We start from the raw sequence: 13,066 nt of genomic DNA on the forward strand, positions 1-13,066 counted from the left end.
TACAAAACTAAGTTTTACTCGACTCACTGAGTAGCTCGTGCCTCGCTATGCGTTGGCGTTCCCCGTCTCAGTGGGGTCGCATTATAGGGCGAATCGATTTTAACGCAAGCGTTTTTAAACGCTTTTTTGCATTTAATTCTTACCCCAAAGATACCCCACCCAGAAACACAGGATACCCACAAAACCCTGTGGATAACCTTGCTTTTACCCTGCTATCCTAACGCAGAAACAAAAAAGCACCTTAACATTGGTGCTTTTTATAGAGAGTTTATCTTAATCGTTAATACAAAATGCTATAAAGCTTGCGACGATATTTAGCAGCTAGCGCATCGCCATCAGGTAAAGACGCAATAACAGCCAAGAAGTTTGGCTTAGCCTCATCAAAATTCAGATCTTTCTTAAGAATAGTAAAGAGTGCTTCTAATGCTTCCTCTTTCCTTCCTGCTTCATTAAGTAGGTTACTTAGTTCCATTTGTAATTCAAGCTCATTGGGATGCTTGGCTACTCTTTCTTGCAATGCTTTTATTTCAGGTGAATCAGTTGCCTCTAGCGCAGCCTCACATTTAGCTTTAATGTTATTGAAGTATGCATCTTGATCTTGTGCTTCTATTGTCTCTATTAATGCAGCGGCTTCATCTAGTTTGTGAATCTGTATACATATATCTGCAAGCACTAATTTAATTCTCGCATTACTACTATCTAACTCATACGCTTGCTTAGCATAATTAAACGCGGCATTTAAATCACTATTAACCAGTGCTTGCTTGGCTTGCTCTAATAATAGGTCCTGTTGCGCAGGTAAGTGTTTAGATAGGACATCACGTACTTGGCTTTCTGTTTGTGCACCCGCTAATACATCAACTGGAGCTGAGTCTTTTAATAACACTAAAGTAGGCAAGGTTTGTAAACCTACTTGCTGGGCAAGTTGCGAGGCCAAAGCTTGCTCTGCATCACAATCTAAGTTTGCTACAACTATATAGTTATTATATTCGGCGGCTAGCTTATCTAAAATAGCTGCTTGGCTAATACATTCTGGGCTTTGAGGCGAAAAAAAGTTAAGTAATACTAACTTTTGTTGTGATGTCTCACCTAATACTTGCTGAAGGTTTTGTGCGTTAAGATTAACTATATTGCTCATTGAGTTATTGCCATGTTCATCTATTTAGGTTTTTATATGGTGATGAAGATAATAATTACAAGACATGTGTCTAAATCATTTAAGACACGCATACAATATAAATGAGTGAAATATGAAATTAGTATATGCGAGTGCTCTGTGTTTATTGGTTAGCCCATTATTAAGTGCGCAAACACTTAAGCTTGATCTTAATAAAAGTATGCCAGCAATAGAAAAGCTTTATCTAGATTTACACCAGTCACCTGAACTGTCTTATCATGAGCAGCAAACAGGTAAAAAAATGGCTTCGCAGCTTCAAAAGCTTGGGTTTGATGTAACCAATAGCGTTGGCGGTTATGGCGTCGTAGGTATATATAGAAATGGCCAAGGCCCCACCGTTATGATTCGAACTGATACTGATGGCTTACCAATCACAGAACAAACAGGAAAAGCATACGCATCAACTGTTACCACACTAAATAAACAAGGTAGCAAAGTCGGTGTTATGCATGGCTGTGGTCATGATATTCATATGAGTTCATTTATAGGCACCGCGCAACAACTAATTAAAAATAAACAGTCGTGGCAAGGTACTTTAATGATGGTTGCGCAACCGGCTGAAGAAGTTGGGGGTGGTGCAAAAGCAATGCTTAGTGAGGGGTTATTTAGCAAATACGCAAAACCCGATCATATTATAGCTTTACATGTTAGTGCTAGTGTACCTGCAGGAAAAATTGCTCTGAAAAATGAGTACACTATGGCAAGCGTCGACTCAGTTGATATTTCAATAAAAGGCAAAGGAGGCCATGGAGCCTATCCACATACGACTGTTGACCCTGTTATTATTGCTGCTCGCACCATTTTAGCATTACAAACAATTACGAGTCGTGAGTTATCTCCTCTTGAACCATCAGTGATCACTGTTGGATCTATCCATGGCGGCTCAAAACACAATGTAATCTCTGATGAAGTAAAGCTACAACTTACTCTGCGTAGCTATAACCCAGAAGTTAGAAACGCGCAAATTGCTGCGATTAAACGCATTACTGCAGGTATTGCACAAAGTGCAGGTCTAGAAAAAGCGCTCTACCCAGAAGTTTATGTTCATGAAAGTGAATCGATTCCATCTACTTACAATAATCCGGAGCAAACAAATATAGTTAGGAGTGCCATTGCTGATGCAATTGGTGTAAAAAATGTACTTGAAACTAAAGCTGTTATGGCTGGTGAAGACTTTGGACTATATGGTAGAACAGATGAAAACATCCCCATTACTTTATTTTGGTTAGGCGGAGTTAACCAACAGCAATATACAAATGCAATGAAAAATAATGAAACACTCCCTTCATTACATTCAAGTAAATTTGCTCCCGATTATAAAGTAGCGCTTCCAACAGGAATAACTGCAATGAGCAATGCCGCTGTAGCATTATTCAATCAATAATCTTCAAGGTTATTTTTAAGCCCTGAGTTTAATTTACCGCAGGGCTTTTTTTGTAACTCGACTTTTTATACGGCGCTTTCTTTGTACGTTTAGCAAAACGCTTCTTAGGCGATGTTTTTGGCAAATGTGCAAATACATTACTATCGCAGTTAGTTGCTTGGCTTACAAAATTAGTTAAATCAGCCAGCAAAGGCTGTATAAATTGCTGATAACTCATTGCTTGCTGAGCGATATCTCCTAAACTCGCCTCCCATTTTGCAGTTAAATCGGGGCTTGATAACCCCTCAGGTAATACACTAATTAGTACCAGACCTGTTTCAGTTGCTTTAATTGCTTTTCCTTCACGTTTTAAAAATCGACGTTTAAATAATAGTTCAATGATACCTGCGCGAGTGGCTTCAGTACCAAGGCCATCTGTCTCTTTTAATATTTTTTTGATTTGCGAGTCTTTTACATAACGGCTAATTCCCGTCATAGCAGCAAGTAAGGTTGCATCGGTAAAATGAGCAGGAGGAGTTGTATGCTTTTGCACCACCTCACCTTTAGTACAGGTAAGTACCATGCCTTTTTCCAAATAAGGCAATGTTGCTTCTTCTTTAAGTTCTGACTTACCCATAAGCAATTTAAAACCCAAGTCTACATCTTGTTTTGCATTAGCTTTGAATAAGCCACCCGCTATAGTTACCTCTACCTTGGTTTCGTTATAAATGTAATCGGGATAAAACTGAATTAAATAGTGTCGACTTATTAACTGATAAATTTTTTCTTCATCACTGGCTAAACTCACAGTTTTTAACTGTTTAGCTGTTGGTACAATCGCGTGGTGAGCTGCTACTTTTGAATCGTTAAAACATTTACTTCGTTTTTTTGCATCTGCTCCATTAACAAATTCTGCTTTTTGGCCTCCATTTACTGCAATCGCTTTTAGTATCGCAGCTGCATCTTGGTGATGATCTTTTGGTAAATAACGATTATCTGAGCGTGGGTAAGTAATTAACTTATGACGTTCATATAAAACCTGGCAAGTATCGAGCACTTTTTGCGCTGGCATCCCGAACGCTTTAGCGGCATCTATTTGTAAAGCAGACAAATTATAGGGAAGCGGCGCGGTTTGTTTTTTTTGCTTTTGCTCAAGAGCAGTTACGCTTGCTGGTTGATTAGCGATACGTGAAGTTACATTTTCAGCTAAAGCTTTGTGAAGCACTCTGCCCTCTTCATCTTGATAAGGTTCACACGCTTTACTTGGTATCCATTTGGCAGTAAATGATTGCTCCTTAGGTGTATCAAGGTGAGCAAGTACTTCATAAAATGGTTTTGATACAAAATTTGCTATCTCGTTATCGCGATTAACTACTAGGCCCAAAATGGGTGTTTGCACTCGTCCAACCGACAATACATTACCAAATCCCGCTTTTTGCCCCGCTAATGTGTATGCACGCGTCAAGTTCATGCCAAACAACCAATCAGCACGAGACCGCGCAAGAGCAGAAACACTCAAAGGAATAAAGTCACGGTTAGCACGCATACTATTTAGTGACTTTTTAACTGCCGTTAAGTTTAAGTCACTGATCAGTAAGCGCTGAATATTTTGCTTTTTTGCTTGGCTGATTTTTGCTTGTTCTATTACTTCATCAACTAATAACTGGCCTTCACGGTTAACATGTAATTAAAGGTATTGACAGTCGACATTTAATTATTAATCTTGACAACATTGGAGGGGATATGACGTCAAATAAACAAAATTTAAAAAAGAAAAATAGAACTAAATTTATCGACGCACTGACAGATTATGATTTAGAAATAAGTAGTAACTCTATTAGCGAAAAAAGTAGAGAGTTCTGCTTATCTGATGGAAGAAGTTATTTTAAGACTCAAATAAATTATCGACCACTGGATCACGAGCCTTTATTTCATTTTCCTATGTTATTTAATAAAGAAGGTTCACCTTGGTATGAGGGAAATCAATTTCTCTTGAGTATTGCTTTAGACCACAGTTTTGAGTACACCCCCTTAAAGATAGCTAGAAAGGCATCAGCACTGCTGGATTACCAGATGTGGTGTGAAGAAAATGATGTACAAATGTTTAACTACAGTGCAAGAAGACCCAAGAATAGACCGTCGTATAGATACTTTTCTTATCTACTGAACGAAGGGAAATCAGCAGGAAATCTAAACACAAGAACTAAGCTTGTTTACGACTTTACTTGCTATTTCAGTTCAAAGTACCAGATTGATAAAGATAGAATCGACAAGGTAACAGATGTCCAAAAAAATTATTCGTCTAAAACAGGTGAAACCTACAAAAAGAAGCTAAAAAAGCGCTCACAAACTAAAGCTCGCAACAATAGCAAACCATCCGTAGACGATAGCTTAGTGCTGGATGACGGTGAATATCTAAAACCATTAGGTGAAGACCAACAAAAAATATTGTTTAAACATATAAAGTCATCTTCATTCAATGTTGATGAAAGACAGATTTTTCAATTTGCCGTAGACACAGGTGCGAGAAAGCAATCTATTTTGACACTGCGTCTCAAGCATTTAGAGCACTTTAAACCTGAAAACCTGAAAACAGATGGCACGTACGAAATTAATGCAGGTCAAGGGTGTTTGATGGATAGTAAAAATAGCAAAAATATAACAATTAAAGTGCCCTCATATTTAGCAGAGAATTTGAAAATATACGCAAACAGTAAAGCTGCAAAAAAGCGCAGGAAGCTATTTATTCAGAAATATGGAAACATATTTACCGATCCTAATGAAATATATGTTTTTCTTGGAAAAAGAGGTGACTGTCGATACATGGCTAAGTCTGATCCCAGGTTTAGTAGTACCCGAACACCACCCTCTGGAGGATCGATTCAGACCATAGTTAATAGGTTATTCAAAGTATTAGAAAAAGAGAATGAAGGAAACCATATTCCTAGTGACTTTACTTTTCATTGGTTGAGGGCGACCTTTGCCTACAACTTGTATTTGCATCTTCTACCTCTTGTAGACGCTAAAAAGATGACATACTCAGATCAAATAGCGTTTATTCAAAACGCATTAGGCCACGATGATCCTTCAACAACCGAAAACTATTTGAAGCTGTTCACCTCCGAAAATGTATTAGAAGAAATGCAAGAAACTTGGGAAGAGCGTCTATTCCAAAAGTCTGCTTTTGATCTGGTGTAAATATGTTAGTAGAAAGAAAAACACAGTTGATGTCGATTGAAGAATTCAACGAAGTAGAAGTGATGGACTTTACTGCGGTTAGACTAAAACACCCGCTCAAGCCAGAGACAGGCAGGCCAATAGATCTTGGCTCACTGGCTTTTTCTAAAAGACAGAAAACGAACGAAATTAACTCAACGTCAGGCAATCGTGCTACTTTAGTTGATTTAAACTCGTTAAGACCTGAGCGCTCGTTTTTTATTTCCAATTTTTCTGGAAATTTAGGAAAAAGTGCTACAACACAAAAAACAAATCTGAAGGAAATAATGCCAATCTGTGACTGGATGGATTCGAATGGATACGAAAACTACCTAGAAGGTAAGCAGCAATTACATGATGCATATTTGGCATATACCACTCACCTCAATAACCGCTTAAAAAGTAATGATGATGCAATAAAAATCACATCAAGAGTAGCTAAAGATAAGCAATGGATGTGTCGCAAGCTAATTGATATCGCATTCCCTGGTGAGTTAGACGCCATCATTGGTGGAATTAAAACAATCAAAGCAGCTAAAACACCTAAAGCTATTATCAAGTCTAGCTATGTTGATCATTATTGGGAGTTAAATTTAGAGTTATTCAATAAATTTTCTGCACAATTTATTTCAAATGATGACTTTCCTCCACATATCAAAACACCAACAATTAACAGCTATTACATGCCTTGCCACTCTAGGCAGCTACCGATATTGATACCAGATATACAGTCAATCAATAAATACACAGCGAATAAAGCACCAATAACTTATTTTGATTATTTCAATGGCAAGCCAGTTAGAGCAACCGATGATCATACTAATCGCGAAAAAGACAAAATTAATGAATTTACTCAGATATTTTCTGAAATAAAAGCTAATAAGCTATCTCAAGATCGTATTAATCTTGCAATGAGGGCCAAATATGCATTTATTCAATGTTTTAGAATTTTAACCCGAATTAACAACGCTGAATTAATTAAGCTAGCGTATATAGAGGAATATGAAAAAAAGCGGGATGTATTGGCTCAGGGCTTCTATGAAGTAAAATTTAGAGCTAACGATAGACACGTAAAGTTTCGAATAAAAACACAAGGTTACCTTCTTTTTAAAAAATATTTGGAGTTAAGGAAACTTCTTTTAGACGGAAAAGAATGTCCATATCTATTTTTTTCACTCGGTGAAAAAAATATTGGTACGCCACAACAATTGAACCGTCAACATACAGATAAACATCATAGTTATCTCAGAAAAATGGGTTTTTTACATGAGGAATCGAAAGCTTTAAAGGACCAGGAACTTAGAAATCTGAATACTCGATTTTTAAGGAAGTTAGGTTTCTCTGCCAAGGAGGTTGCTGACAATAACAATCATAATGTGGAAGTAGCAGATGAAATCTATGCTGCTACCCCAGCAGAGGAGCAAGTTGAAGAGTTAGGTAACTTTTTTCAAGCGATGAGAGAGGCTGCAAAAAAAACAACTCTTATGTCTAAAAGTAACACTAAGCCAACGACTGCGGGATCTTGCGACGATAAAAATGAAATTCCAATAGCCATAATAGATGATGCTCCTTTCGAACCTGATTGTAAGACTCCCCAAGGTTGTTTGTTCTGCCGTTATTATGTTTGTCATGCGGATGAAGAAGACTTAAAAAAACTTATGAGTTTAAAATTTGTGATCGAGCTTATTCGCGAAAAGGCTATCGATTTCGAGTTCGCAGATGAAATGTACTCTCTAATTGATATTCGAATTGACTTTATTCTAGAGCACATTGCCAGCCGCTCAGCTAGTAATGCAGAACTAGTACAAAAAATGAAAAAAGATGTTCTATCTGATGGCGATTTGACTACTTTTTGGGAAGACCGCCTAGATTACTACGAAGAGATGGGGTTGGTTGTATCATGAAAATTAAATATGAATCTGCGTTTCATAAAATAGCAGATGAACACGCTATAGTTCCTGACAAATACACGTTACTAAACGATGTATTTACTTCTCCTAAAAAGAGCTTTGTACTTTGCAAAGATAGATCAGGTTTACCAACAGCGGTATATGGAGCAAGAACCTGGGACTTCGCGCCAATAAATATGGCAGAGACTACAACGAGCAAACTACATTTTAGTTATTTGGACAGCTTAAATGTAACTGAAGGTACAGCTACCTCTCTGTATGAACAAACTAAACAGCTAATGTTTATGCTCATATATTTTTCTGGTTCTGGCAGAACAGGGATTTCATCGGTCAAGGTTATTGTTAATAGGTTTCACTGTCTCAGAAAAATTAGTCTGTTTTGCGTAAAATGTAACAATGAATTAATTGCAGATACTTTATCGATAAAAGACATTTTATCAAGCGAGAGCTATTTAGCTGCGCATGTGAAAGAGCTAACTGAACATGAGCAAAGTGAACTTTCTAATTTGCTTTCATCGCTCAGAAGTATTAAAGCAAAATACCTTGGGGTTGAAATTGTTAAGTTTCATAAACCTAAACCTGATACTAAACAAACACCTGTCATCCCATCGCGGATTTACTTTTCTTCTTTTGAAAAGCTACAAGAATCGGTTAAGAAATATCATAGAGTACGAAATCACTTAACTGAGCTTATAAAAGAATTTAAACGTGAAAATGTAGGCTTAGCATTATCCACTCAAAATAAGGAAAAGCTTACAAATCAACTTCCTACTTTACCAGAGTTACTGAAGAAGCATCGCTTATACACATTTTTTACTGAAAATTACTCTGTTAAAGATAAAAAAAATTTGACGCCAGCTATCAGAGATATCCAGCTAACATGTAAAACTCTCATTCATCAATATACTGCGATGCGAAATGGCGAGGCTCTACGCATCAAGTATGATTGCATTAATAGTGTAAACCTTTCAGATGAAAAAGATGTTGCGCCAAATCTTAAGCCAAATAGATTTGTACAAGTAATCTCGACAACGACTAAGTTTACTGCTTACAAACATGAAGCTGGTTGGTTGTGTCCCAAAGATGTTATATATGCTATTGAAACACTACAAGCAATTGTTGATGGTCTGGCTGTATTATTTAACATCGAACCTAAAGAGCTACCTCTATTTCACTCACCTGCAATAATCACACATACTGGGAGCAAACAAGGAACGATATCCTCCTTCAATGGTGAGACTCCATCTTGTTTATCAGATTTACAGATAAACCAAAATGACCGAGATGAATTAATAAATAGCGATAACACAAGAAAATATGATCATCCTAAATTTGATGTAGGCGCAAACTGGCCTTTTACAAGTCATCAATTTCGTCGCAGTCTAGCTTTTTACGGTGCAAATTCTAATCTCATCTCTGAATCAACTGGAGCACAATTATTCAAGCATCTGAACCATGAAATGCAGCGTTACTACCGAAAAGGCTTCAACAATATAAGAACCGTTCTTGGCTATTTAGATAAAACTACAGGTGAGATAAAAATCCCTGATGATCACTTTATTTTTGAGTTTCAAACAGGCATGAGTACCAACCAGGCAAGGCAAATACTTGAACTGATTCTTGAGGATAACCAAAGAAATGGTGGTAAAAAAGGAGATTTTATAGCCCAGCATCGTAGCGAACAGGGTATACAAGATGATGATGTTTATATCTTGGAGTTAAAATCTGAAACACAAAGAAAAGTTGATGCTGGTGAAATTTCTTATAAAAAAACTCTATTGGGAGGATGCTTAAAAGTAGGCAGATGTAATTCATTCATGTTAGGTGAATTTACCGCATGTTTATCATGTAATGAAGCAAACATAGAGCTAGATAAAGTTGATGCACAAATACTGAAAATGGAAAATAAATTAATAACATACGATAACGGAAGCGCTGAACACCAACTGGTTAGTAGAGAGCTTTCAGAGTTGAAGACATTCAAAGAAAAAGCACTAAGAAAGGCCGAATTAGCATGAGTAACAACAAACTAAAAGATTGCTGGGATGCTTTTGAACGACTAAAAAAAGGTATGCCAAATAATAAGGAGTTTCTCGGAGAAACAATTACCAACTCTCTAGTATCAAAAGAAGCGGGATTAGATGCAGGTTATGTAAAAAATGCTAGACCAAGCCATAAAGAATTGGTTGATGCGATTGTTGAATATAACAAGAAGATTATTGAAGGAAATTTAGAAAAAAAAATAGAAAGTCTTGAGCTTAAATTAAAAGCTGAAAAAGAGAAATCGAAAAAGCTGAAAAAAGAGCGCAATGAAGCATTTGAACGAGAGGTATTGTTATTTGATAAACTTATCAAACTAGAGGAAAAGGTTGAAAAATCAAACGTTTTAAAAATTAGATAGCGTGAAAATGGGATTTAAGAACAGGGTTGGTTACTGTTAGGTAGTAGAACCCTATTTTTATTAAATCAATCTATACTGGTTTATTATCTCGTAAAAAAACATAGATTATAAACCCATATAGGCTCTTTTAGAGCTATCAAAAGAGCTATTAAATAAAAGACCAAACGACATTTCAAATCGAAACGTGGTTTGGTCTTGCCCACCCCATACCCTTGTTGCTTAGGATTTTTTCAGCTACTTGGCGTACCGTTCACCTAGCCATTGGCAAATCACAAAGCACCTTTATGTTGAATGCGACCATAGCTTAGAAAAGCTAGGGTGGCACCGCAAAGCGAAACATAACTAGACGGTTGTATTTCCAACCTATAGCGGAGTATTACTCCAGTTTGGTTTTGGGTTTATACGATTATCTAACTCTGACTTTAAATGTCAATTACATCTGGTAAATGTATACCATCTTTCATTAAGGAACGCCTGAGTGAGAACTGCAACTCTTGCCCAGAATACTCAAAACGTTCATGGGGGATGTATTTCCCTTCTTTTAGATCTTTAGCAATAGCATCTGTAATCTCTATTAACTCTTCTAATGATAGTAGCTTAGGTACACCAAAAGTTACCCAATTTGCCTCTTCATAATCACAATGTGAAATTTCACTCATATCAATCGGCTCTCTTCCTTTCAGGTCATAGCCTTTTCTTGTCTGAGGCACGCAATAATAGCTATCATCCTTACGGAAAATTAACAAACGAGATAACGCTACTTTCAATAACCTTCGATTAAACCCGATATTTTTACGAATAACATGCTTAACAATTAGATCGCCTGTTAACTTAAAAAAATATGCTTTACCATCTCCTTCAGCAAATAGCAGATGTTCAGATTTTCTTCGAAGTTGGTCGCCGAATTCTTTGATGAAAAATCGCATTTGACGCTCAGTAGCAAGAACTCCATCATTTAACCAGCGACTAACAAGGGAGATCGATTTAGGATTTAATCCAGCCTTAACTGCAATATCTTTATTTGTCATGCCTGACTCTTTAGCTAGTTTTAAAAGCCTTTTTGTATCCTTACATTTTTTATCAGTTTTCAAAAGCTACTCCTTGGGCTGGTAGAAATTGTATTATCTACCAGCCAATTAGATTAGTCATCCCCAATATAGTCATCATTATTTGGATTATGACAATCAGCCCAATCGTCCATATCTGCGTCATTATTTGGGTTGTTTATATCTGACCATACATCAAGTTCTTCTTGTGACATATCTGGCATAACTTTCTCCTTACTTTTTACCTTTATAAATAGGGTTATTTGGGTTTAATTGATTACTTCTATTATCCAAAACCTTTTGGTATGCCGTATTTGTACCAGATGAACCAGAATTTGAATTTTTTTGATTTGCTTTGTGGTTGTTATTACTCATGACATTCTCCTTTGTTTTTTGTCAGGAGAAATAGTAGAACTAACCCTTTATTTGTTGAAGTGATAGCGTGGTGATAGTTGTGTGATTTTCAGTGATAGTTGGTGATTTTCAGTGATAATTGGTGATGCCCACTATTTGATTAGCTTGCTTGTCAGAATAAATAGCACTTTTAGTGTCTAACTATGCTCTGCCGCATGGTCTAAGGAGTAAAAGTGAATGCTAAGCTTCTTATTTGTTTAATGATAGGTTTTAATTCGTTATACCACCGTCAGAAAAATACTCCTTGTACTTTTCAATTTCTTTTTGAGTTTTATCTATATTTGCCTTAATCCGTTTTGTTAAAACGTTGGTAATATAATTATCTATATCATCTGAGCAATCACCTGTTCCGTTTGAGTAGCACCAGTTTTTAAACTCTTCCCTTAAAAAATCAAACTTATCGAATAATTGGTTTTTAACAAAACTTTTAAAGCTATCAAACTCTTGTTCATATTCTAAACCTTCGATTGTTTTGTATTTGCTTTTATTCCTAATACAGTACATGCCAATAATATATGCTAAATACCCGTCATATCTCGTCGCTAACATTTTTTCTGGTGGCGGTATTGGGGTATTTTTAACTTTGTCCTAATTGTTTCCTGAAATATATTTTTCAAGTTGGTGTTTGACTAGTTCTTCACAATAAGCTAGGACTTTCTTCTGATAAGTTTGATCTAGTTTTTTTATTTTGTCTAACTTGTAGTCACTAATAAAACGGATTTCACCGTTTTTCTCTTCGATTATTATCTCTATGAACTCAGACTTTTTATTTGAGGTTATAAGTTCTGGTTTACTTAGATTCGTTTTCTTCTTTTCTAATGTATTTTGGATTAACTCAGTGTGAAATATTAGAACTCTTTCTAAATCATTACTTATCCAAAGGTTTTCAATGCTATATAAGTTATTGAGTTTTCTCCACTTTAGGCATTGTGGTAGAGAATTTCCTCCTGTTTTAATCATCAAATATTCAACTGACCTTATTGCAACTGGATATTTCTCAGTAAGTATATTTCTTGCTGATGAAGTTAGTTCTTCCAAGTTCGTTTTTTCAATAACCTGAACTAGGTGGTCATTTTCTTCTAAAAAGCGTTTAGCCGCATCAATACCTTCTATAGAGCCTACTGAGCTTAATAGCTCTGCTAACTCTGCATCGTCTTTAGCTTCATTAAGTTTATCCCAATAAACAAATATAGCGTCTAATATTACTTCATCGATAACCATAAAAGGGGAAGGATCAAAGAAAAAATCATCACCCTTAGCTAGTTTTTCTTCTACCAAATAGTTCAAAATTTCATGTCGAATAACTGCATCTAACTCTATGAGCCATTGTTCTACAAATGGATTATTAATCTTTCTTTTTGTCATGATTCTATTGTTTAAAGGGAAATATCGGGCTTGATAATGTGACCTAACGTTTCCTCGCCTATTAGGTTATGCCTAAGTAATATACTTAGGGTAGCAGAAATAAGTGTTACAAACGTTATTTTTAAAGTCTAAATAACAATTAGTTAGACTTTTTAAATTGTTAATTAATTACTT

Annotated in this window: 11 protein-coding genes and 1 pseudogene; 5 read left to right on the forward strand and 7 right to left on the reverse strand. The window is 36.1% G+C overall.

All coding sequences use genetic code 11. The features are described 5' to 3' along the window. Positions 1-280 precede the first annotated feature (280 nt). Entirely contained in the window at positions 281-1,138 is an 858-nt protein-coding gene (locus tag CWB76_RS01870; protein ID WP_138605123.1) for a tetratricopeptide repeat protein, read from the reverse strand. Positions 1,139-1,250: 112 nt separating this feature from the next. On the opposite strand from CWB76_RS01870, the gene CWB76_RS01875 reads away from it, so the two are divergent. Continuing rightward, positions 1,251-2,561: a M20 metallopeptidase family protein gene (locus tag CWB76_RS01875; protein WP_138605125.1), complete on the forward strand. Its 1,311-nt coding sequence runs from the start codon at positions 1,251-1,253 to the stop codon at positions 2,559-2,561. Positions 2,562-2,589: 28 nt separating this feature from the next. On the opposite strand, the pseudogene CWB76_RS01880 reads toward CWB76_RS01875, so the two are convergent. Beyond that, a pseudogene (locus tag CWB76_RS01880) lies at positions 2,590-4,218 on the reverse strand (DNA topoisomerase 3); the annotation flags it as partial. Positions 4,219-4,283: 65 nt separating this feature from the next. Here CWB76_RS01880 and CWB76_RS01885 point away from each other — a divergent pair. The 4 genes from CWB76_RS01885 to CWB76_RS01900 are packed head-to-tail and all read left to right on the forward strand — an operon-like array spanning position 4,284 to position 10,067. Continuing rightward, positions 4,284-5,738 (forward strand): tyrosine-type recombinase/integrase, encoded by a 1,455-nt coding sequence (locus tag CWB76_RS01885; RefSeq protein ID WP_138605127.1) that lies wholly within the window; start codon positions 4,284-4,286, stop codon positions 5,736-5,738. Positions 5,739-5,740: 2 nt separating this feature from the next. Then, a complete protein-coding gene (locus tag CWB76_RS01890; protein WP_138605128.1) occupies positions 5,741-7,660 on the forward strand; it encodes a hypothetical protein in 1,920 nt (639 codons plus the stop codon). Beyond that, entirely contained in the window at positions 7,657-9,684 is a 2,028-nt protein-coding gene (locus CWB76_RS01895) for a hypothetical protein (protein ID WP_138605130.1), read from the forward strand. Before CWB76_RS01890 ends, CWB76_RS01895 begins: the two co-directional genes overlap by 4 nt. After that, entirely contained in the window at positions 9,681-10,067 is a 387-nt protein-coding gene (locus tag CWB76_RS01900; RefSeq protein ID WP_138605132.1) for a hypothetical protein, read from the forward strand. Before CWB76_RS01895 ends, CWB76_RS01900 begins: the two co-directional genes overlap by 4 nt. 422 nt (positions 10,068-10,489) lie before the next feature. On the opposite strand, the gene CWB76_RS01905 is transcribed toward CWB76_RS01900, so the two are convergent. The 5 genes from CWB76_RS01905 to CWB76_RS01920 all read right to left on the reverse strand — a co-directional run bounded on the left by CWB76_RS01905 (position 10,490) and on the right by CWB76_RS01920 (position 12,892). After that, complete coding sequence (locus CWB76_RS01905; protein ID WP_138605133.1) at positions 10,490-11,158, reverse strand: hypothetical protein; 669 nt, start codon at positions 11,156-11,158, stop codon at positions 10,490-10,492. 50 nt (positions 11,159-11,208) lie between these two features. After that, complete coding sequence (locus CWB76_RS20440) at positions 11,209-11,337, reverse strand: hypothetical protein (protein ID WP_283235052.1); 129 nt, start codon at positions 11,335-11,337, stop codon at positions 11,209-11,211. A gap of 10 nt (positions 11,338-11,347) precedes the next feature. After that, a complete protein-coding gene (locus CWB76_RS01910; RefSeq protein ID WP_138605135.1) occupies positions 11,348-11,488 on the reverse strand; it encodes an alpha-amylase in 141 nt (46 codons plus the stop codon). 249 nt (positions 11,489-11,737) lie between these two features. After that, positions 11,738-12,076: a hypothetical protein gene (locus tag CWB76_RS01915; RefSeq protein WP_138605137.1), complete on the reverse strand. Its 339-nt coding sequence runs from the start codon at positions 12,074-12,076 to the stop codon at positions 11,738-11,740. Between the two features lie 39 nt (positions 12,077-12,115). Next, positions 12,116-12,892: a hypothetical protein gene (locus tag CWB76_RS01920; RefSeq protein ID WP_138605139.1), complete on the reverse strand. Its 777-nt coding sequence runs from the start codon at positions 12,890-12,892 to the stop codon at positions 12,116-12,118. Between the last annotated feature and the right edge of the window lie 174 nt (positions 12,893-13,066).

Source organism: Pseudoalteromonas sp. S1609, from assembly GCF_005887255.1.
Lineage (GTDB): Bacteria > Pseudomonadota > Gammaproteobacteria > Enterobacterales > Alteromonadaceae > Pseudoalteromonas.